This is a genomic window from Cryobacterium psychrophilum (assembly GCF_004365915.1).
Classification (GTDB): Bacteria; Actinomycetota; Actinomycetes; order Actinomycetales; family Microbacteriaceae; genus Cryobacterium; species Cryobacterium psychrophilum.
In genome coordinates this window covers 501,452-524,414 of sequence record NZ_SODI01000001.1, presented here as the reverse complement: position 1 = coordinate 524,414, position 22,963 = coordinate 501,452, and the positions used below count along the sequence as shown (strand labels likewise).

The 22,963-nt window shown below is 61.9% G+C and carries 23 protein-coding genes and 9 pseudogenes; 16 read left to right on the top strand and 16 right to left on the bottom strand.

Features of this window, described 5'->3' with window-relative positions; genetic code table 11:
- Positions 1–217 precede the first annotated feature (217 nt).
- Together EDD25_RS02505 and EDD25_RS02500 are read right to left on the bottom strand one after the other, a co-directional pair.
- Entirely contained in the window at positions 218–439 is a 222-nt protein-coding gene (locus EDD25_RS02505; RefSeq protein ID WP_134171887.1) for a hypothetical protein, read from the bottom strand.
- Positions 440–512: 73 nt separating this feature from the next.
- Positions 513–830, bottom strand: coding sequence for a metal-sensitive transcriptional regulator (locus tag EDD25_RS02500; protein ID WP_134171886.1), 318 nt, complete (start codon positions 828–830; stop codon positions 513–515).
- A 243-nt stretch (positions 831–1,073) separates the two neighbouring features.
- Here EDD25_RS02500 and EDD25_RS02495 point away from each other — a divergent pair, with 243 nt between their 5' ends.
- From EDD25_RS02495 to EDD25_RS17875, 3 genes and pseudogenes are all read left to right on the top strand, one after another.
- The gene (locus EDD25_RS02495) at positions 1,074–1,298 is read left to right on the top strand and encodes a heavy-metal-associated domain-containing protein (protein ID WP_134171885.1); all 225 of its coding nucleotides are present in this window, start codon (positions 1,074–1,076) and stop codon (positions 1,296–1,298) included.
- Positions 1,295–1,477, top strand: a pseudogene (locus EDD25_RS18125) (cation transporter); the annotation flags it as partial. The gene EDD25_RS02495 and the pseudogene EDD25_RS18125, both read left to right, overlap by 4 nt.
- 201 nt (positions 1,478–1,678) lie before the next feature.
- Positions 1,679–2,101 (top strand): annotated as a pseudogene (locus EDD25_RS17875) (heavy metal translocating P-type ATPase); the annotation flags it as partial.
- A gap of 209 nt (positions 2,102–2,310) precedes the next feature.
- Here the strand turns inward: EDD25_RS17875 and EDD25_RS02485 are convergent.
- From EDD25_RS02485 to EDD25_RS17690, 3 genes and pseudogenes are all read right to left on the bottom strand, one after another.
- Positions 2,311–2,892, bottom strand: coding sequence for a sulfocyanin-like copper-binding protein (locus EDD25_RS02485; RefSeq protein ID WP_134171883.1), 582 nt, complete (start codon positions 2,890–2,892; stop codon positions 2,311–2,313).
- Positions 2,889–3,146 carry an SHOCT domain-containing protein gene (locus EDD25_RS02480; protein ID WP_134175061.1) on the bottom strand — a complete coding sequence of 86 codons (258 nt, stop codon included), beginning with the start codon at positions 3,144–3,146 and terminating at the stop codon, positions 2,889–2,891. The genes EDD25_RS02485 and EDD25_RS02480 overlap by 4 nt, the downstream gene beginning before the upstream one ends.
- Positions 3,147–3,224: 78 nt before the next feature.
- Positions 3,225–3,362: pseudogene (locus EDD25_RS17690) on the bottom strand (RNA-binding protein); the annotation flags it as partial.
- A gap of 1,037 nt (positions 3,363–4,399) precedes the next feature.
- On the opposite strand from EDD25_RS17690, the pseudogene EDD25_RS02470 reads away from it, so the two are divergent.
- The 6 genes and pseudogenes from EDD25_RS02470 to EDD25_RS02445 all read left to right on the top strand — a co-directional run bounded on the left by EDD25_RS02470 (position 4,400) and on the right by EDD25_RS02445 (position 9,478).
- Positions 4,400–5,037: pseudogene (locus EDD25_RS02470) on the top strand (recombinase family protein).
- Between the two features lie 51 nt (positions 5,038–5,088).
- Entirely contained in the window at positions 5,089–5,415 is a 327-nt protein-coding gene (locus tag EDD25_RS02465; protein ID WP_134171882.1) for a hypothetical protein, read from the top strand.
- Between the two features lie 363 nt (positions 5,416–5,778).
- Positions 5,779–6,360, top strand: a complete 582-nt coding sequence (locus tag EDD25_RS02460; RefSeq protein ID WP_166671175.1) for a DUF262 domain-containing protein — start codon at positions 5,779–5,781, stop codon at positions 6,358–6,360.
- Positions 6,361–6,457: 97 nt separating this feature from the next.
- Positions 6,458–8,221: a carbon starvation CstA family protein gene (locus EDD25_RS02455; RefSeq protein WP_134171880.1), complete on the top strand. Its 1,764-nt coding sequence runs from the start codon at positions 6,458–6,460 to the stop codon at positions 8,219–8,221.
- Complete coding sequence (locus tag EDD25_RS02450; protein WP_241986299.1) at positions 8,214–8,519, top strand: cory-CC-star protein; 306 nt, start codon at positions 8,214–8,216, stop codon at positions 8,517–8,519. Before EDD25_RS02455 ends, EDD25_RS02450 begins: the two co-directional genes overlap by 8 nt.
- Positions 8,510–9,478, top strand: a complete 969-nt coding sequence (locus EDD25_RS02445) for an ArsA family ATPase (RefSeq protein WP_134171879.1) — start codon at positions 8,510–8,512, stop codon at positions 9,476–9,478. The genes EDD25_RS02450 and EDD25_RS02445 overlap by 10 nt, the downstream gene beginning before the upstream one ends.
- A gap of 82 nt (positions 9,479–9,560) precedes the next feature.
- Here EDD25_RS02445 and EDD25_RS02440 read toward each other — a convergent pair.
- Positions 9,561–9,854: pseudogene (locus EDD25_RS02440) on the bottom strand (Tn3 family transposase); the annotation flags it as partial.
- Between the two features lie 16 nt (positions 9,855–9,870).
- A pseudogene (locus EDD25_RS18315) lies at positions 9,871–9,996 on the bottom strand (hypothetical protein); the annotation flags it as partial.
- Positions 9,997–10,078: 82 nt separating this feature from the next.
- On the opposite strand from EDD25_RS18315, the gene EDD25_RS02430 reads away from it, so the two are divergent.
- Positions 10,079–10,879, top strand: a complete 801-nt coding sequence (locus EDD25_RS02430) for a hypothetical protein (protein ID WP_134171878.1) — start codon at positions 10,079–10,081, stop codon at positions 10,877–10,879.
- Positions 10,872–11,561 (top strand): hypothetical protein, encoded by a 690-nt coding sequence (locus tag EDD25_RS02425; RefSeq protein WP_134171877.1) that lies wholly within the window; start codon positions 10,872–10,874, stop codon positions 11,559–11,561. Before EDD25_RS02430 ends, EDD25_RS02425 begins: the two co-directional genes overlap by 8 nt.
- A gap of 480 nt (positions 11,562–12,041) precedes the next feature.
- On the opposite strand, the gene EDD25_RS02420 is transcribed toward EDD25_RS02425, so the two are convergent.
- Positions 12,042–12,521 (bottom strand): SipW-dependent-type signal peptide-containing protein, encoded by a 480-nt coding sequence (locus tag EDD25_RS02420; RefSeq protein WP_241986298.1) that lies wholly within the window; start codon positions 12,519–12,521, stop codon positions 12,042–12,044.
- A gap of 274 nt (positions 12,522–12,795) precedes the next feature.
- Positions 12,796–12,933, bottom strand: a complete 138-nt coding sequence (locus EDD25_RS18310) for a sigma factor-like helix-turn-helix DNA-binding protein (protein WP_422386766.1) — start codon at positions 12,931–12,933, stop codon at positions 12,796–12,798.
- Between the two features lie 32 nt (positions 12,934–12,965).
- On the opposite strand from EDD25_RS18310, the gene EDD25_RS02410 reads away from it, so the two are divergent.
- Entirely contained in the window at positions 12,966–13,154 is a 189-nt protein-coding gene (locus EDD25_RS02410; protein WP_166671174.1) for a sigma factor-like helix-turn-helix DNA-binding protein, read from the top strand.
- Between the two features lie 189 nt (positions 13,155–13,343).
- Positions 13,344–13,784, top strand: coding sequence for a hypothetical protein (locus EDD25_RS02405; RefSeq protein WP_134171874.1), 441 nt, complete (start codon positions 13,344–13,346; stop codon positions 13,782–13,784).
- A 227-nt stretch (positions 13,785–14,011) separates the two neighbouring features.
- Here EDD25_RS02405 and EDD25_RS18305 read toward each other — a convergent pair whose 3' ends face one another.
- The 3 genes and pseudogenes from EDD25_RS18305 to EDD25_RS02395 all read right to left on the bottom strand — a co-directional run.
- Positions 14,012–14,113 carry an MFS transporter small subunit gene (locus tag EDD25_RS18305; RefSeq protein WP_422386765.1) on the bottom strand — a complete coding sequence of 34 codons (102 nt, stop codon included), beginning with the start codon at positions 14,111–14,113 and terminating at the stop codon, positions 14,012–14,014.
- Position 14,114: 1 nt separating this feature from the next.
- Positions 14,115–15,302: pseudogene (locus EDD25_RS02400) on the bottom strand (OFA family MFS transporter); the annotation flags it as partial.
- A gap of 168 nt (positions 15,303–15,470) precedes the next feature.
- A pseudogene (locus EDD25_RS02395) lies at positions 15,471–15,824 on the bottom strand (DUF7255 family protein); the annotation flags it as partial.
- 328 nt (positions 15,825–16,152) lie between these two features.
- Between EDD25_RS02395 and EDD25_RS02390 the strand changes: the two are divergent.
- Together EDD25_RS02390 and fdxA are read left to right on the top strand one after the other, a co-directional pair.
- Complete coding sequence (locus tag EDD25_RS02390) at positions 16,153–18,132, top strand: aconitate hydratase (RefSeq protein WP_134171872.1); 1,980 nt, start codon at positions 16,153–16,155, stop codon at positions 18,130–18,132.
- 111 nt (positions 18,133–18,243) lie between these two features.
- Entirely contained in the window at positions 18,244–18,567 is a 324-nt protein-coding gene (gene fdxA, locus EDD25_RS02385) for a ferredoxin (RefSeq protein ID WP_134171871.1), read from the top strand.
- A 64-nt stretch (positions 18,568–18,631) separates the two neighbouring features.
- Here fdxA and EDD25_RS02380 read toward each other — a convergent pair whose 3' ends face one another.
- The 4 genes from EDD25_RS02380 to EDD25_RS02365 form a co-directional block, all read right to left on the bottom strand.
- Complete coding sequence (locus EDD25_RS02380) at positions 18,632–19,018, bottom strand: cupin domain-containing protein (RefSeq protein WP_424948533.1); 387 nt, start codon at positions 19,016–19,018, stop codon at positions 18,632–18,634.
- 176 nt (positions 19,019–19,194) lie between these two features.
- Positions 19,195–20,025: an ExeA family protein gene (locus tag EDD25_RS02375; protein WP_198418892.1), complete on the bottom strand. Its 831-nt coding sequence runs from the start codon at positions 20,023–20,025 to the stop codon at positions 19,195–19,197.
- The gene (locus tag EDD25_RS02370; protein WP_198418893.1) at positions 20,022–21,488 is read right to left on the bottom strand and encodes a DDE-type integrase/transposase/recombinase; all 1,467 of its coding nucleotides are present in this window, start codon (positions 21,486–21,488) and stop codon (positions 20,022–20,024) included. The genes EDD25_RS02375 and EDD25_RS02370 overlap by 4 nt, the downstream gene beginning before the upstream one ends.
- Positions 21,489–21,550: 62 nt before the next feature.
- Entirely contained in the window at positions 21,551–22,249 is a 699-nt protein-coding gene (locus tag EDD25_RS02365; RefSeq protein WP_134171870.1) for a hypothetical protein, read from the bottom strand.
- 203 nt (positions 22,250–22,452) lie between these two features.
- On the opposite strand from EDD25_RS02365, the pseudogene EDD25_RS02360 reads away from it, so the two are divergent.
- Positions 22,453–22,923 (top strand): annotated as a pseudogene (locus EDD25_RS02360) (IS1595 family transposase); the annotation flags it as partial.
- Positions 22,924–22,963 lie beyond the last annotated feature (40 nt).

Below are 22,963 nucleotides of genomic sequence, written 5' to 3'. Positions count from 1 at the left end.
GCATACCCCCCTAGAGTACACGGCGCGTTCGTTGTGGACTGACAACAACCGGAACCGGCGCCTCTCAGCCAAGCGCTGAGCCGTGCCCACCAAACAGAGTATCGGCCGGGAAATTGGGATCGCGGCGGCCAGAATCGTAATCCCGACAAGATCCACAACGAGATATGCGCGCGGCGCAGCGGCGAAGTGCCGCGACCGCGACCGAGCGGCGCCTCGGTCACACGTGCTGCTGAGCCGGCATGACCAACATCAGGATGGTCAGCGCGATGAGGGCCAAGGCGACGATTGCGCCGATGGTCATGGCGACCGGATGGTGACGCCACCACCGATGAGGGGAGCGATCAACGAAGGAAAGAAGTGCCAGCAGCAGCAGGAAGAAGGCCGCTTCCCTCAACCGATCGCGGGCACCCCGAATCAGTTCTCGAGAGTGAAGTGCCACCAGATCATCCTGATCGATGACATAGCCCTCGCCTCGCCCTCTAAAAGTCGAGGCCACTCGATACTCAGTACAGTTACGAACGCACCAACCTGGCGATGGCGGCCGAGGCCTCCCGCATCTTGAGGTCTGCCTCTTCGCCGCCGGCTGCGGCAGCGTCGACGACGCAGTGGTTGAGGTGATCGTCGAGAAGGCCCAGTGCGACGGACTGGAGGGCGTTGGTCATCGCCGAGATCTGGGTCAGGATGTCGATGCAGTACTTCTCGTCCGTCACCATGCCCTGCAGGCCTCTGGCCTGTCCCTCGATACGGCGCAGGCGCTTTCGGTAACCATCTTTGTTGGAGATGTACCCGTGCTGATGGGGCGCAGTCTCCGTTTCGGTGGATTCATTCATGGGAACATTATACCCCAGGGAGGTATGGGAAGTATAGCGGGTTCAGGTACCCCTAGGGGGTACCGCTGATCGAAAGGACTGCAGCTTATGTGCACAACAAACCGGAATGACCTCGGCCTGACCGTCGCCTCCTGCGCGTGCGGAACCCACACCCACGAGACAGCGGGCGCTGCCTCCTGTGCGTGCGGAACCTCCAGGCATGAGAACGCAGCCGCAACGTCATCCGGCAGTGCGGACGGGGCCATGATCACGAGCACCTGGTCGGTGTCGGGAATGACCTGCAGTCACTGCGTGAAGAGCGTGACGGAGGAGCTGAGTCAGCTTAAGGGCGCGACCAACGTTGAGGTCGAGCTCGTCTCCGGTGGCGTCTCCCAGGTGACAGTCTTGAGCATCGGCGAATTGGACCGCGACGCGGTTGCCGCCGCGATCGACGAGGCCGGCTACGACTTGGTTGCCCAGTCCCGATGAGTGGACAACAGGTCGAGCTTGTCGTCAGCGGGATGACGTGCGCGTCCTGTGCCGCTCGGATCGAGAAAAAACTCAACCGCATGCCGGGCGTCGAAGCCTCGGTAAATTACGCGACCGACAAGGCCGCCGTCTTCGTGCCTGAGGGCACCACGGTCGACGACGCGATTGCGACGATCGAGGCGACCGGATACGGGGCGGAGTTCCCGACCCCGATTGAGCCGGATGCCTCGCCCGACGCCCCGGCGGATGCGGAGGTTGACAGCCTGCGCCGCAGGCTGCTCATCTCCACGGTGCTCGCGACGCCCGCCGCACTGATGTCGATGATTCCGGCGCCGAAGTTCACGAACTGGCAATGGCTGGCCCTCACCCTCGCCGCGCCCGTCGCGTTGGCCGGCGACGGCGTCAACGACGCGGTCGCACTCACCACGGCCGACCTCGGCATCGCGATGGGAACGGGAACGGACGGCGCCATTGAGGCCAGCGACCTCACGCTCGTGCGCAGCGACCTCACGCTCGTGCGCAGCGACCTCATCGCCGCAGCCGACGCGATCCGTCTATCTCGGCGCACCCTGGCCACCATCAAGGTCAACCTGTTCTGGGCCTTTGCCTACAACGTCGCCGCAATCCCGCTGGCCATGTTCGGACTGCTCAACCCGCTCATCGCCGGCGCGGCGATGGGACTATCGTCAGTCTTCATGGTGAGCAACAGCCTGAGACTCCGAGGCTTCCGCGGGCTGAGCGTGCCAGTGCCCGTCAGCATCGTCACGGCGGGCGAACCCCGGGATCTGGTGACGGTGGGTTAGCCGCTGTTCTCCCCGTCGGGAGTGCAATCGTCAGGTGTTTTATGGGGCATGAGCATCCCAACTGCTGTTGCACCCACACGGGCAACTGAAGTCGGACGCCCTTCGGTCATGCGGGGCGATATCGTCGTGCGCACGCAATCCGGCTCCGGATGACACGTAAGGGGGATGCCAGAAGCCATCCTTCGCCTATCACGGGGGCCTGTTGATGGTCAGGTGACGGTGAGTTGTGTGTACATTCCGGCGGCGTAGTGACCGGGGAGGTTGCAGACCAACTCGTACTGGCCCGGCTTCAGGGTGACGGTCATCCAGCCTGAGGTTCCGGGCAGGATTCCCTCGCCCCCGCCGTCACCGCAGGTGTTGGATGCCTCGCCCAGGTTGCCCGCTTCGTCGATCTGTTGGTCGCCAGCGATTGCTCGTGTGCCCACAATGTGAGAGTCGGGAAGGGGCAGAACAACCATCTCGTGAGTGATGTTGCCCCTGTTCGTCACGAGGAACGACACCGTCCCGTGTTCAACAGTGGCCCGGTCGGCGCGCAATCGCATGGAGGCACCGGGCCATGGACCGTGGCCTCCGCCCATCATGGGCCCGCCCATGTCCGTCGTGGTGACGTTCACGACCGTTCCCGAGAGGTTCGGCACCGCGCAGTCCCCGGACCGCGATCCGGGCCCGCCAGCTGTGAACCCGCCGCCCAGGAGGCCGACCGTCACCAGGGACAACCCGGTGAGCAACACCGTGGCCAGAATCCCGACGATCACCCACACCCCGGTCGACCACTTTCGAGCGGTCGTCATTCCGGTCGGCGAAGAGCGGTGCGACGGGTGAGGTATTCGGTTTCATCGATCTCTCCGCGGGCGAAACGCTCGTGCAGAATGACCTCCGCCTGATGGTGCGAGGGGCGCACCGCGTTCGTTCCTTGATCGGAGTGCGGGCGCCGCAGCAGAACCACGATGATGACGGTGATCACGCCGCCCCAGAACAAGACCATCAACACTGCCATTATGATCCAGCCGGTCATTCCCCAGCTGTCGCCGCCCCATCCGTACATGGTCACACCTCCATTTTCTTGAAAGGCTATCGCCGCTCGTAATCGACAAACAGGGCCGTAAGCCCTCAGGACGCGATTTCACCCACGCGGGCGTGCCGTACTTGCGTCCGGGCGAACCAAACATGTCCAGGGGACTCGCCGGAGCAAGGTGTCCCCGACCCCGGGTTTCACTGGGTTCACAGTGTCGATTCCGTCTTCGGCACTAATTCGTACGACGGCCCTCCAGCAGGACTAGTCCGGGCTTACCGTCGGAATAAGAACATCCGAGTCCACGTTGAGAACGCCGAGCTGGCGTATCAACCTGGCGTATCAACATCGTCTCGGCGCGGGATGTCGAGGACGTCCAGCGAACGCCTTCACGTCGAGAATTTCGTCGTAGAGTGCATCCCAATTCTTCCGTTTTGAATGCTGTAGTGGCACCGACACTCCCACGGCATACCCCCATAGGGTATAGTTCTCAGTGGATTGCGAGTGATCGCCATTTACACTCAGGACACGACAGTCGTGGAACTCCGACTCGAGCGAGAGGGGTCTGCATGAGAGCAACTAGGTTCGCCCGTCGCCCGTCGCCCGTCCGTAGGTACTCGCCTGCTAGTTCCCGCGCTCGTGTTCCTCGTCGCGCTGAGCGGGATAGCGAGTGCTTACGCCGCAATACTTCCTCCGGCGGGCGCTGCTCACCGTTCGGAGTTGACGGTCACCGCGACGGCGGAACACTTGCTGGAGCTTCCGCAGTCTTCCGGGACGATGGCGTCCCCTGATCATCATGACGGACCGATTGACCCGAACTGCGACGACATGTGCCCAGCAGGATGCACTCTGGCCGCAGATTGCACCATAGGGTTCGCCACGCTCTCCGCGGCATCAACGACGCACGCGACCCCAGCCCTTTCCATGGCGCTGGCAACGGCTCCGCTCCACGGTGGCATATTCGCACGAACTATTCCCCCTGCCAGGTCGCCATCGATTCGGACAACGGCAGCGAGTTCATCAATCATCGTTTTGCCGCGCGCATGTGGCTGGCACGTCTTCCCCTCGCTTACGGAATTTCACACATCGGACGAACGGGTGCGCGCAATTGCGTTCACGCGGTGCGTAGCCACCCTCGTCATCGGGGTGACCTCAACCGACATATAAGTCAGTAAGAACCCCGCAACATAAATCCGAAAGCCACAGGAGAAGTGACTTGTCTGCATGACGGCGAGGTTATGATTTGGTTGTCACGTAATCGAACGTAGAAATGACAGGGGTCGAGGATGCTTCTCGGATACATGCGGGTGTCGAAGGCCGACGGGTCGCAGAGCACCGATCTACAGAGGGACGCGCTCCTGGTCGCCGGCGTCGACCCAGACAACCTCTACGAGGACCACGCCTCCGGCAAGAAGGACGACCGCCCGCAGCTGGCGGCCTGACTGAAAGCGCTCCGGAAGGGGGACACCCTTCTTGTGTGGAAACTCGACCGACTCGGTCGTGATCTACGCCACCTGGTCAACACGGTCCATGACCTCACCGACCGCGGCATCGGTCTCAAGGTACTCACCGGCGAGGGCACCGCGCTCGACACCACGACTGCATCCGGGAAGCTTGTCTTCGGGATTTTCGCTGCCCTGGCCGAGTTCGAGCGGGCGCTTATATCCGAGCGCACTATCGCCGGCCTCGCCGCGGCGCGCGCCCGAGGGAGAAACGGCGGTCGCCCGTACAAGATGACGGCGGCCAAAGTTCGCCTGGCCATGGCCGCCATGGACCAGAAAGAAACCCACGTTGGCGACCTCTGCAAAGAACTCGGGGTAACCCGACAAACCCTCTACCGTCACGTTTCCCATCCGGAGAACTGCGACCCGATGGCGCGAAGCTGACTGGAAAGACGAAGCCTCGAGCGTCTGCGTTGAGCTAGGCCGGCAGGGGTCGCCTGCCGACAAAGAACCAATCTGGCTGCAGTCGCGTCGTGGCGCAGCTGCGTCAATCGGCGTTCTTCGAAGGTCCTCGCCCGCGCTTCGGTGAGGCGCAACGTGGTTTGGCAATGCCGCACGGTGTGGCCGGCAAATCGAAGGAGATCAAAGCGCTTGACGATCCACCGATACGCCGTCGATTTGGAGACTCCAGCCGATTTCGATCCGACGTTGACGCCGCGCCCCGCATCAAAGGACACCCAGAACACGGCTTCTTCGTCGGCATCAACCCTCAGATGATGCCGTTCCTGGACATGATCGACCTCCGCTTCCCAGGCCTCGAGGCGAGAAACCGGACACCTGCTGCTGACGAAGAACGATGAAGCATTTCAAACCACCTAAGAAGTGGGTGTTGCTTCGATCAAATAGAATCCCGCGCGGGCTAAACGGGCATCGCAGCGGAGTCAGTGGTGGCGTGACCGCTCGGGACGAGCTGGGCGATAACCGACCCGCTACCGAGAAGCAGCGAGCGAGCAGGATCTCACGTCGGCGAGCGTCGTCGAGCACGTGCACCACGTCACCGCGCTACTTCCCTCCCGTGGAACTCGACGCTGACCTGGGCAGAACGTTGACGCTCCAGCTCGACCTCGGCCCCGCCAGCGACGAGGCGGTTTATGCCTATTTACCCACGGGACCGCTTACCCATCACGGGCGGTACAGTCGGAATCGTCTCCAAGAAGGAAACCATGACAACGCACAACGATACGTCTGCCCTGCAAGACGAGGACAGTACTGATCTCCGTAATCCCCTCGACGGTCCCGACGACAGCGATGATACCGAACAGGCGGAGCCACTTTCAATCGCCCCTGACGAGCGCAAGTTGGTTACACAGCCTTACGACCTCGGCGTCCGTTCAATCCGTGAGGACATTCGGACCGGCAGGATCAGTCTCAATATCGCATACCAGCGAAAGTACGTCTGGGACAGCGGCAAAGCCTCCCGCCTCGTCGAGTCGCTGCTGCTCAACGTGCCGATCCCCGTCTGCTATTTCGCCGAGGACGACGGAGTTTACGAAGTCATCGATGGACTGCAACGCCTCACAACGATTCAGAGGTTCTTGGACGATGAATTTGCACTGAACGGCGTATCAGTGCTGGCAGAACTTAACGGCGACAAGTTCTCGAACCTGGTTACTGATCACCGGATTCCGCTTGCGCGCTTGCGAGGGCGGCATCCGTTCGGTTATCGGCACGGTTTTGCTAAACGCTCAACCAGTGGCACCATCCCCGAAGCGCAGGGCAATGAAGTCATTCCTTACAAGACCTGATGCGTAGTATTGGATGTTAATACTGGCGTCACTCTGTTCACCAGCACAATGTCGTGCCGTTTCACTCGCGCGGCTTAACAAGGAGGGGGGAAACTTTATGGGTTCCTTGATTCTCATGATCATTGGCCTGGGCGTCATGGCCGCGGGCTATTTTGTCTACTCGAAGTACCTCGCGCGCAGGGTCTACAAGCTCAACGAGGCTTTCGTGACCCCGGCGCACGAGCTCAAGGATGGCGTGGACTACATGCCCACGAACAAGTTCATTCTGTGGGGCCACCATTTCACCTCCGTTGCCGGTGCTGCCCCCATCGTTGGTCCTGCCATTGCCGTGATCTGGGGCTGGCTTCCAGCCCTGCTCTGGGTCACTCTCGGTACCGTATTCTTCGCCGGGATGCACGATTTGGGAACGTTGTGGGCCTCGACGCGCAACAAGGGACGTTCCATCGGTGCCCTGTCCGCTCGGTACATCGGTAAGCGCGGGGCCAACCTTTTCCTGGTCGTGATTTTCCTTGTCCTGCTCATGGTGATCGCGGCATTCGCCGTCGTCATCAAGAACCTCCTGATCAGCACACCGGGAGCGGTCATCCCCGTGTGGGGCGCGATTGTCGTCGCCCTTCTGGTGGGTGTGGCCGTGTACCGGCTTCGCTGGCACCTGCTGCCCGTCACCGTCGTCGGCGTCGTAGTGCTCTACGCGCTCATCGTGGTCGGCGACCAGATTCCGGTGGTGCTCCCCGAATCAACACTGGGCATGTCTCCGGCCACATTCTGGATTGTCGCCCTGTTCGCCTATGGAGCGATCGCTTCGCTGCTGCCGGTGTGGGTCCTGCTCCAGCCACGTGATTACATCAATGGGGTGCAGCTTTTCGTCGGCTTGATCATGCTGTTTGGGTCCGTCCTGCTGGCCACGCTGTTCTCCGCAACACCACCGGATATCGTCGCCCCCGCCATCAACATGAACGTTCCCGAGGGCACGCCAAGCATGATTCCCCTGCTGTTCGTGACCATTGCGTGTGGTGCCATCTCGGGATTCCATGGCATGGTGGCCTCCGGCACCACCTCGAAGCAACTTGACAAGGAAACGGATGCTCGTTTCGTCGGGTACTTCGGCGCTGTCGGTGAGGGACTGCTCTCCCTGGGAACGATCCTCGCCGTCATCGGTGGATTCAAGTCGGCTGCCGAGTGGAACGAAATCTACAGCTCGTTCGGCGCCGGTGGGGTCAATGCCTTCGTCCAAGGCGGGGCGAACCTGATGCAGAACGGCATCGGCCTGCCGGCATCGCTGAGCGCGACGGTACTGGCGACGATGGCTGTGCTGTTTGCCGCCACCACGATGGATACCGGAATGCGGCTGCTGCGCTTTGTGGTCCAGGAAGCCGCCGAGGCCTTCAAGCTCAAGATCGGCAAGATCCCCGCGACCCTCATCGTCTTGGCACTCGGCCTCGGCCTGACGTTCTCACAGGGACTCGGAGGCGAGGGCGGTCTACGCATCTGGCCGCTGTTCGGAACCACCAACCAGCTGATGGCATCGCTGAGCCTATCAATCATCGCGGTCATACTGATCCGCAAGGGGCGCAACCCCATCACAGCGATGATTCCGCTCGTGATCGTTTTCGTCATGGCATTCTGGGCGGCGCTCGAACAGCTTTCCAGTTTCACTGACCCGAGCGACCCGGATTGGGTGCTCTTCACGCTTGACGTCATCATCATCGTGACCAGCGTGTGGGTCGCCGTCGAAGCAATCATCGCCATGCGCAACGCCAGGAACTTACCGCCGGAAGACGCAGACGCAGACGCAGACGAAGACGCGGGCGCGAACGCAGACGCGGACGCGGAACTGACCGCGGTGAGCGAAGATGTCTAACCGAATGGGACCGTTACCGACTGACCCGCGCCGGAAGGAGTTCTTCCGGCGCTGGTCAGCTTTTCAGGCGGGCCTGCACGAGTTCTACGTGGGGCCGTACCGTCAGATGTTCAAACGGGAGAAGCAGGACGAAGATGACCTGTTCATGATCGCGGTCTTGGGCGAAGCTCTCGGCGTGCCCGACCCGGCCGCATATTACACAGCCGAACTCCTGCCCGCCGTCTGGGACAACTTCCACGCCTGGCATCGCCGCATCGGAATCCCCCGCTCACCATTGGACCATATCGGATGCTGCTGACACTCGCTGGCGAGCGGAGAGTGCTCTTCGTCGGAGGCAAGGGCGGAGTAGGTAAAACGTCCGTGGCATCGGCCTTGGCTCTTGCTCGCGCCCGGAACGGCGGACGAGTGCTGCTCGTTTCCACGGATCCGGCACACAACCTCGGCCATATCTGGGACATGACGTTGTCCGATTCTGCCGCGCGAGTTTTCACCGCATCCATTGGATATGTGGATGCCGTTGAGATCGACCCGCACACCACCATCGAGCGTCATTTCACGGCTGTCAGCGCCACGATGATGAAGCTCCTTCCCGAGCGGCTGCACCGCTCGGCGAAGCAGCATCTCGAGCTCGCGAAGACAGCACCGGGCAGCCACGAGTCAGCCGTCCTCGAACGGATCGCCGAACTCATCGACCATGGTCTCGACGCATATGACCTCGTCCTCTTCGACACTGCGCCATCAGGCCACACGCTGCACCTGCTCACCCTGCCGAAGATGTTGACGGGGTGGACGGAATCACTGCTCGCCAGCCGCTCCAGATCGGACCGATTCGCCGCGGCCGCCCGTGGAATTGTCGGCGGTGAAGACCAAGAGGCGGCTGCCGACTCAGAACTGAGGCGCACGTTGATCGCCCGTCGTGACCGATTCGCCCGCATGCGGCAGAGGATCACCGATGGCACCACCACGGGCTTCGTGATCGTGACTCTCGCTGAAAAGATGCCCGTCGCCGAATCCCTTGACATTGTCAGACAATTGCGCGGTTTGGGGATCGACGTCGCGTCCATTGTTGTCAACCGCCGATCTCCTGCCGATGCCGGCTCTTTCCTCGCCGAACGCAGGAAAGGCGAAGACGCCTGTCTGCAAATGCTCCGCGAGCACCTCGATACAGTGCCGCTGATCGAACTGCCGCTGCTGGTTCGAGACACGACGGGAGAAGATGCTTTGGAGGAACTCGCGGCGCTATTGAAAGCGGCGTAGCGCTGCAGCACACGGCACAGTGTCCGAGACACGCTTAACGTGCTTAGCAGGGGTCTGAGCAGTAATGGAGCGGAAACGTGCGCTAAGGGTCCTGGCTCGGGGCCTGACTATTTGGGCTGTTCGGGTTTCGGAAGGGTCGGAGGCCTTCTTTCGAGAGGTCGCTGGTGCTGCAGCGGTAGCGGCCAAGGAGATTGATGTGGTCGCGGATCAGGGGTGAGAGTCGGGCGACGTCGGTGTCGTTGACGGGGTGGTCCTCGGCACGGAGTTGGTTCACTGCGGCGTCGATGTAACGGGTGTTCCAGAGGACTATGGCGTTGACGACGAGTCCGAGGGCGCCGAGTTGATCTTCCTGGCCTTCTCGGCAGTGTTGCCGGAGTAGCCGGCGGTGTCGGTCATGAGCTCGGTGGGTTGCAGACCGCGGTTTGCTGCTCGAGGAGTCCGTCAAGGATGTAGAGGCTGTCGCGAAAGGTCCCGGGAACGACGATCCCGTGGAAACGGGCGAACTGATCGGAGAGGAAGTTAAGGCAGGTCGCTCAACATCACCTTGTCGCGAATTCGACCCGTCGCATTCAGATGTGTTCTTGGCGATTGACACTGAAAATGACAATTCAAGGTTATGGGGTGCTGGCAGCACTCTTCGTCAAAGGAACCTTTGTTGAGATGAAGCCCAATCTGAAAGTCAAGCGCTCACAGGGACGGGTGAAATGTGGGCAGGGGCGCCCCTGCTTATTTTCATATAAATACGGAAGCAGTTTTCCATGTTTTTATGAAATATGCGAAGATGGCAGTATGAAGAACGTGGAGATAGTCTGGCGCACTTTGGCCGACGCCGCACTGGGGGGACAGCGTGACTGGAACAGCATTGGCGATATCGCCAAAGCGGCGTCGGTCGCACCGTCCACTACTCATCAGGCGCTGGGACGACTCCTCGATATCGGTGCCGTCCGCGCGAATTCCCGTCGCGGCTACACTGTCGTCGCGCCGGAGAAGCTCCTCGATGCCTTCGCTGCCCACCGTAACCTGCGCGCCGACACTGTGGTCTCTACAACGCTGCCCGCCGCCCAGACGTTTCTCGATGACGGCGAAGCCGACTACGCCCTCAGTGGCAGTACCGCCGCCGTGCACTACCTCGGTGGCCGCAATACTGTTGCCGATCTCGGCCGACGAATCATCTACACCACACGCACTGTGTCGCAGGTGGACTTTCCGGCGGGCGATGAGGTCATCATCCTCACCGAGGATCAGGACGCGGCACGGAAATGGCGGTCCGGTTACGCCAGTCTCGCTCAGACCTACGCCGACCTCTGGGCAAGCCCAGGATGGCAAGCCGCCGAGTTCACTCGCGCGCTGAAAACGACCTTGTTCCCGGCCGCGGATTGGGAGCAGCGAACCAGTGCCTAATCTCTACGAGGACAAGGACGGAGTCATCCGTGCGCTGGTCGATCGGCTGGGCCATGATCTCGAACCCTCGATTCTCATCGGGGGCTGGGCAACATTCGTTCGTGTCGGAGGGGAAATCAGTCTCGACATCGACCTCATCACCTCGCAAGAGAGCCGACACAAGCTTGAGCAGCTGATGACCGACATCTCAACTAGTAACAACCACCAGGGCAAGAAGCTCCGTGCGACGATCGACAATGTCCACCTCGACATCTACCTCCCGTACGAATCTCAACTCGGAGGCAAACTACGACTGAAGGTCGAGGTGCTCGCGGAATACCCCGACGAGCTGTCCTTCGAAAAATGGACACTCCTGCGACTGGAAGCGCACATTGCAACAAAGATGGCGGCACTGCTCGACCGACACTTCTCGGAGAAAGGCCAAAAGGATGCCCGCGAGATCCTTGCGCTACTCAAACAGGATGGCGTCGACCCCACGGTCGCCGCCGAGATTCTCGACCGAGCCTCCACAGTTGCTATCGACGATCTGCCCGCCGTGATCGGTCAGGCTTTCGACCTTATTACCCAGATCATTCCGCTGTCGAAGAGTGACAAGAAACGCCTGGCCGCCATCAAGAAGTCATGGGTTGGGGAACTTGAGGAGCGAGGGTTGCGCCCTCAGGAACTGCGCCCACGGCTCTGAGTGTACGAATAGAAACGGTGCGGACGCTGGCCTTCTTCAGCTGGAGCGGCTGCCTCAGAAACCATCGTTTTGCCGCGCGCATGTGGCTGGCACGTCTTCCCCTCGCTTACGGAATTTCACACGTCGGACGAACGGGTGCGCGCAATTGCGTTCACGCGGTGCGTAGCCACCCTCGTCATCGGCGTGACCTCAACCGACACCGCCATATAAATCAGGAAGAACCCCGCCACATAAATCTGAAAGCCGCAGAGTTGTGGCAGCGCAGTGACGAGGGGCCAAGTGTCTTAGGAAGTTGTCTCGCCGTAAAATTTCTCAGACGAGTGCCGGCAGGGGTTCTGTGAGTCACAATGGGTGAATGAGGATCCAGCGTCAGGTGTGTCCTTCATAAGTAACCCGGTAGCTACACGGAGTGACCTGGTCATCCCACGTAGCTCGGATCTCAGAATCGCGTTCTCGTGCTCGAGCTGGCTAATGCGGCTCCTATCCACGGACGATTGTGTACTCATGGGATACCCCTTCCGTCCCCGTGGTATCGCTGGCGCAGCCGAAGGCCGTGGGCTGGATGAGAGTGTACGTGAGGTTGGTCACTACGCCGGTGGTCGCGGCGTTGGAAATCGTCACGAGAGCATCGTTCGTGGTTGCCGCATCCAACTTGACGGCAAACGGCGCGTAGACAACGTCACCGGGTGAGAGCAACGTGGGATTGACGGTAAACGCGAGCGTTGCCGGTGCTCCGACGGTCGCGTGCTCGGCGTACGTCGTGCCGTCAGTGCTGCCAACCATGTTGAACGTACCGGCGGCGAAGGTTCCCTGCGCGAATTCGGAGTCATTCCACGCGGCGAGCGTGATGGCCGCGCCAACACCAAGCACGAGCCCGCCGGCCAGGATGGCCCCAACCTTTCGACTGCGTAGGCCTCGGGGCCTGCTGGGGCTAATGGTGTCTTCGATTTGCTCTTCCACGCTATAATCCCTGTCAACGGCGCTCACATGCAAACTTTGCATCGCCTCAGAATGCTCTCGCCGCGACATCTCACCTCGCGCGAAATTTGCCCCTCAAACAGCTCGCCCACTCGAGACGTGTGAACTGTAATCAACAAACCACATTGCCATGTATTCGTGAAGGGCATTTAGTCCCCAAACTTGCGGCTCACACTTCGGTCGCACTATGCCCCTTCGGAGCATCCGGGTACTCAACAAGAGGTTGGAGCTTTGCCTGTGGCCATAGTCGCTTTGTCTAGTCCCGGAGGTAGAGTTCGAGGCGTGGAACTCGCAGTAGGGCGAGGGCACGTTTTTCGATTTGGCGGACCCGTTCCCGGGTGACGCCTTGGATGCGCGCGATCTGGTCGAGTGTTTGGGGTGCGTCGCCGTTCAGGCCGAACCGGGCCTGGAGTATCGATTGCTCCCGTGGATGCCCTGCCGGCCCGGGAGTACTCGATCCTCACCGCGCATTTCGGACTCGACGGCGAGGTGCCGCGCACGCTGGCTCAGATTGCCGGGGGGCAGTGGATCACGCGGGAACGAGTGCGACAGATTGAAAAACGTGCCCTCGCGCTCCTGCGTGTTCCCCGGCTTGAACACTATCTCCATGATTAACCCGGATTAGGAGAGGTGATCCCGATGGTCAATCCGGCGGAAACACGTCTGACAGGGTCTCCGAAACACAGCGGGACCCCGAAACCGAAAAGCCCATGGCTTTGGTCCCGCCTCGGCACAGGCCGGCGGGTCGATCGCCAGCTCTGCCCCGTCCCGGTCAGTGAGGTTCTCGGGCTCACCGTCCGCGACGTGGCCGAGGCCATGCGCACGGCCGACATCACGCGGACGCCGACGCTTTTCCAAGCGAACGCCTGGATCATTGCTGCGGAGCCGACGCCCGGCTGGCTTGCCCCGCTCCTAGCCAGCGCGGACCTTCGCGATCCAGATCGGGTGAGTCTGATCGCCGCGCGGCGGCGGCACATGTGGGCGGTCCCAGAGGAAGTTTGGGGGGCTTTCGGGACGGGACAGAGAATTGCGGGTTCTGAGCAGGTGGCCGTCGCCGCCCGGATCGCGTTCGAGTCCCTGACGGAACTGGCCACCATGAGAGGCGACAGCAGCGGACTCGGTCCCAACGAACTCGCAGCGCTCACCTGGGCGGGGATTGAACCGAAGGATACGTCCACGTGGTTTGTCACAGACCCGGACGACAGCGAAACCGTGTGGTTTCCCAGATCCGATGACGGGTTCTGATCCTGGTCACTGCACAGCGAGGCCCTGCGTGATTCTCCTATGTTAATCATAGGAGAATCACGCAGGGACCGGCCCGACAGAGTCAAAGCGGCATTGAAATGAGTAACGTAAGAGATGGGGCCTCCTTGGTATCAGATTGTGTGTAGTAATCCAATCGATCCCGGAGGTCCTCACTTTTTAACGCACGCCACGCACACAACCTGTGTGGGAACAACAGTTAAGTCGCGTCAGCCAAACAGCGCCGTCACTTTAATGAGTGTCTGCGTCACGCCGTAGACGAGCGGAACACCCACGAGGGCCCAGCCGAGAACGAGTTTCAGGGTCTTCATGTTAGGACTCCAGTGCAGGTTCGCGAGCGGTTGGCGGCGCCACCGTTGGCTCGTGGAAGGTCTTGGCGACGGGCCGAATCATGAGGTTGGCGACGAAGCCGACCGCGAGGATACCAACCATGGTCAACAGGGCCGGCTGGTAGTCCGTCGCAGTCAGCTCTCCTGGAGTGCCCTGGGCATCGAGGATGGAGTTCACAATGAGCGGACCGGCAATACCGGCTGCGGACCAAGCGGTGAGCAGGCGTCCGTGGATCGCACCCACCTGGAAAGTGCCGAACAGGTCCCGTAGATACGCGGGCGCCGTGGCGAATCCGCCGCCATAGAAGGAGATGATCACGAAGGCGAGGATCACATACAGTGCGGTCGTCGTGGAACCCAGAAGGGCGAGCACAAGATAAAGAACGGTACCCACACCGAGGTAGACCATGTAGATGTTCTTGCGACCCGTGAAGTCGGAGGTGCTCGACCACGCGAAACGCCCACCCATGTTGGCGATCGAGAGCAACCCGACGAAGCCTCCAGCCACAACGACCGTCACGAGGGATGAGCCGTCCGGCTGGCGGAAGAAGTCCTGGATCATGGGGGCCGCCTGCTCAAGGATTCCGATACCGGCCGTTACATTGCAGAATAACACGATCCAGATCAGCCAGAACTGACGGGTCCTGATGGCGTTCTTTGCCGACACGTGGTTGTTGCTCACGAGGGCGCGCACCTTGACCTTCGACGGGTCGAACCCGTTCGGTTTCCAGTCCGCGGCTGGCACCTTGATGGTGAACGCGCCGAACATCATGTAGACGAGGTAGACGACGGCGAGGGTGAGCCAGAGTTTTCCGACCGCGTCACCGCTCGCGATCCAACCGGTCATACCGGAGTTCGGGTCGTATGCGGTGAGCAGGGCAGTGGAGATGGGACTTGCGAGGAGCGCGCCGCCGCCGAAGCCCATGATGGCCATGCCCGTGGCCAGTCCGGGGCGGTCCGGGAACCATTTGATGAGCGTGGAAACCGGCGATATGTAACCAATACCCAGGCCGATTCCACCGATGAGCCCGTAGCCGAGGTACACGAGCCACAGCTGGTTGCTGAAGATGCCGAGGGAGCCAATCAGGAATCCACCTGACCAGAACAGGGCCGACACAAACATGGCCTTCCGGGGTCCGTTCGTATCCACCCACGTGCCCATGATGGCGGCCCCATGTAACCGAGGCGAAGCTCTGGTGAGATTGCGTAGGCGCGCGGGTGCGACAAGTAGGCGGAGTCATACTGGAATGACGCGGAAGTGAGGTTTCTGCCTCCGCTGAATGACGGCTTGAGTACCCCACGAAGTGTTCCGATTCCGGTTTCAATGTTTCGGAGTCTCTCACGGGTGATGAAAGCTCTCTCCGCGAGGGTGGTCGCGGACATGACGTTGACTCTCCGCCAGCATTCGCCCGATGTAGGTGCCGCGCTGGAGCAGCGCGCGCAAGGCCTGTGGATCCGCGATGGCTCGTGACTCCAACGCGTCGCCAAGTCTCTCTCCATCTACGTCGTCATAGACGGAAAGGCGTGCCAGCATCACACCGTTCGTCGCCGCCGCTGCGTCCTTCATGGAGTCGTATAAGGCGCGCAGCTTCCAGCGCGGGGCGCCGTTGGATTCCAAACATCCAGGAGGATTGGCGGGGCCAAGTAGCGTTTCGCATGACGGGTTCGTCCAGCGTTTGCCCCACTTGCCAGCAGCGAGGCACTCCGATTAACGTTCTGTCACGAAGCGGAGGCAGTCCGGATTCCACGGCAGCTCTCTCATTCGCGGCGGCTCAAGCGTGACACGGAGTGCGGGGCGCAGATCTTGTCGGCGAAGTCGGGGAGGTCGTTCTCATCAACGCCGGAGCGTTGTTTGTTGGTAACGGTCTTGAGCATTTCTCGAAGGGGGACAGGTCAGGGAAGGTCTCGGTCTGGGGTGGTGGCGCGTGGGGTAATGGCCTAGATTTGAGTGCTGCGATATTTTCACAACCTGACTGCGATTTCGGGATTTTCCCGAGGACATTTGACTAAGGAGGTTCGCGGTGGCATATAACGTTGCTCAGAAACTTATTTCCTCTCACCTGCTCAGCGGGGAGATGACACCGGGGACCGAAATTGGCCTGCGCATCGATCAGACCCTCACCCAGGATGCAACGGGAACTCTTGTCATGCTTGAGTTGGAGGCGCTGGGACTTGATCGTGCGCGCACTGAAGTGTCCGTTCAGTACATCGACCACAACCTGTTGCAGGCCGACAGTAAGAACGCGGAGGACCACGACTTCCTCCGCTCGGCCTGTCAACGATTCGGCCTGTGGTTTTCGAAGGCCGGGAACGGGGTCTCGCACCCGACGCATATGCAGCGGTTCGGCATCCCGGGCAAGACGATGGTCGGCTCGGACAGTCACACCCCGGCTGCGGGCTCGCTCGGGATGCTGGCCATCGGCGTTGGCGGTATCGAGGTGGCTCTCGCGATCGCCGGCGAACCGCTCTACATCAGGATGCCCGAAATCTGGGGCGTGCGTCTCACCGGCCAGCTGCCGCCGTGGACGAGCGCCAAGGATGTCATTCTCGAAATGCTCCGCCGACATGGCGTCAAGGGCGGCGTCAACCGGATTATCGAATACTACGGACCGGGCCTGTCGACCCTCACCGCGATGGACCGGCATGTGATCGCCAATATGGGCGCCGAGCTCGGCGCGACTACAACGGTCTTCCCAGCGGACGATCAGGTGCGCGCGTTCCTTCGCTCAGAGCAACGCGAGGGCGACTTCGTCGAACTGCTCTCCGATGCGGATGCCGGATACGACGTGACCGAGGAGATTGACCTCTCGACCATCGTGCCACTCATCGCACTGCCCAGTTCACCGGGCAACGTCGTGCCGGTGCGAGAGGTCGCCGGTAGACCTGTTGGGCAGGTCGTGATCGGCTCATCCGCGAATCCGGGACTGCGCGACTTCGCAATCGTCGCCGCAATCGTGAAGGGGCGCCAGTCACCCCCTGGCGTGTCCTTCGACGTCAACCCGAGCTCCCGCCAGATACTGCAGGATCTGACTCGCATGGGTGCCACTCTCGATTTAATCAGCGCCGGTGCCCGGCTACACCAGTCAGGCTGCATGGGCTGCATCGGAATGGGTCAGGCCCCGGCAAACGGGCGCAACAGCCTGCGCACGATGCCGCGCAACTTTCTAGGCCGCTCCGGCACCCAGGAAGATTCGGTCTACCTGTGCTCGCCGGAGACGGCGGCGGCGGCGGTGCTCACCGGGGCGATCACCGACCCGCGCGACCTTGAAGAACTATTCGATCTGACGTACCCGACGGTCCAGTTCCCGGCCACATCGAGTGTGAACCTGGCCATGCTCGAGGCACCGTTGCCTCTGGCAGAGGCCTCCCAGGTGGAACTGGTGAAGGGCGACAACATTTCCTCGTTGCCGGTCTTCGCGCCCCTCGCCGATCGCATCGAGGCCCCGGTGGCTCTGTTGGTCGGTGACGATATTTCCACGGATGAGATCCTGCCGGCGGGCGCGCGCGTTTTGCCTTTCCGCAGCAACATCCCCAAACTCGCCCGCTTCACCTTCGACCAGGTCGATGAAACCTACCCGACCCGCGCGGCCGAAACCCGCGATACTTCCGGGCACATAATCATTGCCGGCGCCAACTACGGGCAGGGTTCCTCACGGGAGCATGCTGCGATCACCCCCCGTTTTCTTGGCTTGCGCGCGGTCATGGCCGTCTCCTTCGCACGCATCCACTGGCAGAACCTCGTCAATTTTGGTGTGCTCGCGCTCGAATTCGCGGATGCGACCGATCACGACCGCATCCAGCGTGACGATGTTCTGGTCCTGGACGGCATCCGCGAGGCCCTCGCCGCCGGAACCGCGATCACCGTGCACAATAAGACTCGCAATGAGGACTACGCTGCCCGGCAGAACTTCTCACAGCGGCAGATCGACATGTTGCTCGCGGGGGGACTCATTCCCTGGCTGCAGGAGCGGAGAGCGGCCGAGACCCGCGATCGAGACTGAACCGTGCCGTGTGCATGCCCGTCCCCAACGGGTCCGACAGCGTAATCTGGATTTGATCACCCGGTTGTCGTAAGCTGAAAGTCTGCTGTGCGTGAAGGGAGCCTTGCCACTATGACGTATGTTATTGCTCTTCCCTGCGTCGACGTGAAAGATCGGGCCTGCATCGAAGAATGCCCGGTCGATTGCATTTATGAGGGCGAACGGATGCTCTACATCCACCCGGATGAGTGCATAGACTGCAGTGCCTGTGAGCCCGTGTGCCCAGTTGAGGCCATCTTTTATGAAGATGATGTGCCGGAGAAATGGGCCGACTATTACAAGGCCAACGTCGAGTTCTTCGACGACATCGGCTCTCCGGGGGGAGCCGCTAAGGTGGGCATATTTGCCAAGGATCACTCCGTGATTGCTGTACTGCCGCCGCAGGCTGTTGCCTGAAGCACCCCTTTTCTCGATCGCGCGGCCCGTCCATCAAACCACCATGGGTCATCGACTCGGGAACTCAGCACCGAGTCTTTGCCACCGTGAACAGTACCGCCGCGTCTTCTACCGCTTCGAGTGCGTGTCGGCCCTCCGGTACGATCAGCAGATCGCCCGGTGAGCCACTCCAGGAGTTCTCACCCGAGATGAGGACGACGCGTCCGTGCAACACGAAAAAAGTCGCGTCACCGGGATTCTCATGCTCATCCAACTTGGCGCCGGCACGCAAGGCGATCACAGTCTGGCGGAGTGTGCGTTCATTGCCTCCGTACACGGTCTTCGCGCTACGGCCGCTGCTGACCTGCCGGGCGTGATCCAACTCGTGACGCACTAGAGCAGTCAACGACGACTTCATCATGAGGAACCTCTCTTCGCGCTGCACTGCGCTGGCTGATGTGATTTCCAGCATACTGTCGCCTCCAGAGATTCCCATGAACACAAATAGGACTTGCAGTGCGTAGATGGTGTCGCCCGTCGCGTTATATGACGATGGCCGCGTCATCCTCGGTGACGATATCCGGGCATGAAGAAGCCCCGCCGGAGGATTCCGGCGGGGCTTTCGTCAGGATGGTGACGTGGTGGTCGTCACTCGTGACGCGGGCTCATTCGCTGTTCTCGGTGATCGCCGATTGCGCGGCGGCCAGGTCGACGATTGCTTTGTCGGCAGCGTAGGTCGCGATCAAAGCGGCGACCGCGAGGTTGTTCACCGCCCGCGGATAACCCCGCGCTGGCGAGGTGGATGGCATGGATCGCGTCGTCGGAGAAGAGCGGGTCTGACCGGCCGGCGAATTTGAGGTGTTGCCGGACGTATTCCGTGGTGTCGCCAGCATTCATCCCGGTGATTGTGTAACGCGTGGAGATGCGTTGGTCCAGCGCTGAGAGCACCGCGAGTTTCAGCCGGCGGCGGAGGGTGGGCTGGCCGATGAGGAGCATCGCGAAGTGCGACCCCGTGTCCATATCGCTGTTGGTGAGCATGCGGAGCGCTTCGAGGTCGGTGTTGGTGAGCAGGTGTGCTTCATCGATCACGACGACGGGTAGCCGGGCGCGTTCGTCGAGTTCCCCGGCGAGCAGCGCCGCGGTTTGCGAGGCGAGCACTCCGGAGAAGAACGCGGGGGTGCCGCCGAGCGCGGTGACGATGCGGGTGTGGATGCCGCGCATCGTGATCGTCGGGTCGGGGATATAGATCACCTGATGCCGAGACGGCTCCAGCTGGGCCAGGGCCGCGCGAACGGCGACGGTTTTCCCCGCGCCGACTTCACCACTGATCACCCCGAGCTGACGCTGACTGACGCACCAATCAATGCGAGCCATCGCTTCCCGATGCGACGGATGCGGATGCAAGGCTTGCGGCGGAATGTCCCGGGCGAAGGGCATGCGGGTGAATCCGTAATGGGACTGCAGGGTGTCGATACTCATCGGGTCGCCTCCTGGGCAGTCGGCACGAAGACGACCGCGGGCCGTTTCGAGGTTGACGCTTTGACGAAACTGATTGGCTCGCCAGCCATGGTGCCCTTGTGGCGGGTCTCGACCAGGCGGAGGTAGTCGATGCCGGAGACGGCGTTCTTCGCACCGGTCTCGATGCTGTCGGCAGCGGCCGTGGCGGCCTTTTTATGCACGTGGCGGCGGATTTCGCTGAGCACCGCGATGCCGGCCGGGACGCCGTTGCCGGCGGAGACGGTGATCAGCCCGGCGAGGTCGAAGGGGTCATAGACCAACTCCACCCGTTTGCCGACGAGGAGCTGATCGACTTGATAGGTGTTGGACTGCAACGACACTGTCGCGGACTTCGTCACCGTGCGGATCGTCGACCAGCGGAACGCTTCCGCGATCTCGTCCCGCGATTTTCGCACCGGCTTGCGGCCCACCCAGCTGGCATCCCAGCGTTGCAGCGGTGTTTGCCCGGTCGTGGAGTGGACGGCCTGGTGGTAAACCATCTCCACCCACGACGTGAACAACGCATTCAAGTCATCCAGCGACGTCACCATGCTGCCCACCCCGGCATCGACCTCGCCCGTCGCAGTGTCGACGGTGGTGATCTCGGTGAGGAACTGCGAGTTGACGGTGTTGAAGAACCGCTCGATTTTCCCGCGGCCCTGGGGTCGGTATGGTGCGGAGTGTGTCAGCCGGATTCCGAGCTTCGCGCAGGTCCGCGACAAGGATGCATCAATAAATGCCGAGCCGTTATCGACATAGCAAACCCCCGGAATTCCGCGGGATTCCAACGCCGGTCGGAGGGCCGCCGTGAGGCGGACGGAGTCTTCAGCGTAGGCCCACCGGGCCGCCGTCACGAGGCGCGTGTGGTCATCAAGGAACGCGAACAAATACGTTTTCCGGCCATTGATCCGCGGCCCGTGGAGCCCGTCACCGACCCACATTTCGTTGGGGTAGTCCGCTTCGAACCGGCCGAACACCTCGCGGACGCCGGTCGGGAGTTCCAGCGTGCGGAAGTGCCGCAGCAACGTCGACTCGGAAGGTGCGTCGCCGAGGGTGTCGATCATGATGCGCCGCACCTGCGCTGAGGTGCGGGCGGGCCGTTCGCGTTTCAGCGTCGCGGCCAACGCCAGGATCTGCGCCGGCGTCACGGCGCCCTGGGCGCGGCCGCGGGGTTTCAACGCGTCGAACCCGCCGCGCCGCCAAGCCCGAATCCACCGGTCGAGGGTGTCTTTGGAAACCGTCACCGTGCCGCCGAACGGCCCCGGATGCACCATCGCCGCGAGGTCTCTGACCATCGGACCGCGCTGACGCGTCGTGACCGCGGCATCGGCAGCGCCGCGGATCAGCTGATACCTGAACAGGGCGATCTTTTCCATCCGGTCGCGGCGCGCTGCCGTTTCCGACGGCGATCCGGCCGGCACGAGCAAGGACACGGCGGGGCTCACCGGGGAATCCTGGGGCACCACCGGTGGCAGCGTCGGAGGTGTTGCGGGCATGAAAGGTCCTCTCAAACAGTGAACACGCCCACCACAGGGATATGGCAGGCGCTCCTGCCAACTTTCCCGCCGACCACGCCCGGGCGTAAGGGCCGGTTGGTGTTGGGACCCGCGGCCCACCAGCTCGAGCAAAACAAGCGTCCGTTCGTCGTGGCGATCCCGGCCTGGATCCACGTCACCGTGACGGCCGCGGCAAACCGGCGCCCCAGTCCCTCGGCATACGCCATCAACACCGACAACGCCTCCCCGCCGGCGGTGCCGGCAGGTTTGGGCCACAGCACGACAGCGTCGGGAGCGTCCCGCACCAACAAGCTCGTGAACCTCTCGCCGATCGCACCGGCCGACGCTGCGAGTGCGCGCAACCAACCACGGACCGTCGAGACCGGCCTGCCGCAGCCCGCCGCGATTTTCCGGTGGCCCCACCCCAGCGCGGTCTTCGCCTCGACCGCCGCCGCGATCACCTCGGCCGCATCGGCCCGCCGCATGGCCAACCGCACCTCCAGGAGCACATGCGTGCTCAGGCAGACCGTGCACCGAGACCGGCGAGGCCGGAGCCTGCGATCCACCCAATCCGTGCCGAGGCCCTCACGAATCACGCGGTCCCTCGCCCACCCCCACGGTCGCAAGCGGCCACCACAATCCGGGCAGACCACGCGCCCGGCCAGGAGGTTCAACTCGACAACAACAGAATCATGACTTACCGTGAGCATCAGCGCGCCTTTACGCGTCAGAATGGCCCGGCGTAATCCGCAAAGATCCCACGCCGGGCCATTCGTCTATCCGGACGTCGTCAGCCTGACGCCGCCGACGGCCAGATACCAAATCCTCCAGCGCTAAAACCCATCGTCACCGACGAAGACGCCTACGTCGTCACTCCGGGAGACGTACAACAGATGGTTAGCTCAGTTAGCCTCTGGAAACAGTCCGACCACACTTTCCGAAGACGATCGTGCCGTTTCAAGCTCGATTTGGTGACGAGGAAGTGTGCCTGGAGTGCCTGTACGCGTATCGCGGGCCGGAGGGTTACTCCGGCCCGCGGTGTCAGGGGCAGGTTCCTTGGCCTGCGAGAGGGCGAGGCCTTCGGGACTGCGCGGGATGTCGACACCAAGTTTCACTGAGCGAGGGCACAGTGCTACACAAGACGCACGCGCCACTGCTTTTATGGTGCCGAGCCGCCTACCTGATGACAACGGGAACCCCGGGAATCTCGGCCATACAGTTGCAACGCCAACTCGGCCTGACCCGGTACCAGACCGCCTAGACCATCTTGCACAAGCTCCGCTTCGCCATGATCAACCCGGAGCGCGTATTGCTCACGGGTGAGGTTGAGGTCGACCACTGTCAGGTTGGTAGCCACGAGGCGGGGAGGCGCGGCGGCAACAGCCTGAAGGCCAGTCCTTGCTCGGACTCGGCACTCGCCAAGC

Coding starts and splice junctions, on each gene's coding strand:
- EDD25_RS02380 (WP_424948533.1), bottom strand. CDS start 19,018: ATGCTGGAAATCACATCAGCCAGCGCAGTGCAGCGCGAAGAGAGGTTC.
- EDD25_RS02430 (WP_134171878.1), top strand. CDS start 10,079: ATGACAATTCAAGGTTATGGGGTGCTGGCAGCACTCTTCGTCAAAGGA.
- EDD25_RS18305 (WP_422386765.1), bottom strand. CDS start 14,113: ATGAAGACCCTGAAACTCGTTCTCGGCTGGGCCCTCGTGGGTGTTCCG.
- EDD25_RS02445 (WP_134171879.1), top strand. CDS start 8,510: ATGCTGCTGACACTCGCTGGCGAGCGGAGAGTGCTCTTCGTCGGAGGC.
- EDD25_RS02500 (WP_134171886.1), bottom strand. CDS start 830: ATGAATGAATCCACCGAAACGGAGACTGCGCCCCATCAGCACGGGTAC.
- EDD25_RS02460 (WP_166671175.1), top strand. CDS start 5,779: ATGACAACGCACAACGATACGTCTGCCCTGCAAGACGAGGACAGTACT.
- EDD25_RS02480 (WP_134175061.1), bottom strand. CDS start 3,146: ATGTACGGATGGGGCGGCGACAGCTGGGGAATGACCGGCTGGATCATA.
- EDD25_RS02495 (WP_134171885.1), top strand. CDS start 1,074: ATGATCACGAGCACCTGGTCGGTGTCGGGAATGACCTGCAGTCACTGC.
- EDD25_RS02485 (WP_134171883.1), bottom strand. CDS start 2,892: ATGACGACCGCTCGAAAGTGGTCGACCGGGGTGTGGGTGATCGTCGGG.
- EDD25_RS02455 (WP_134171880.1), top strand. CDS start 6,458: ATGGGTTCCTTGATTCTCATGATCATTGGCCTGGGCGTCATGGCCGCG.
- EDD25_RS02365 (WP_134171870.1), bottom strand. CDS start 22,249: ATGCTCACGGTAAGTCATGATTCTGTTGTTGTCGAGTTGAACCTCCTG.
- EDD25_RS02450 (WP_241986299.1), top strand. CDS start 8,214: ATGTCTAACCGAATGGGACCGTTACCGACTGACCCGCGCCGGAAGGAG.
- fdxA (WP_134171871.1), top strand. CDS start 18,244: ATGACGTATGTTATTGCTCTTCCCTGCGTCGACGTGAAAGATCGGGCC.
- EDD25_RS02375 (WP_198418892.1), bottom strand. CDS start 20,025: ATGAGTATCGACACCCTGCAGTCCCATTACGGATTCACCCGCATGCCC.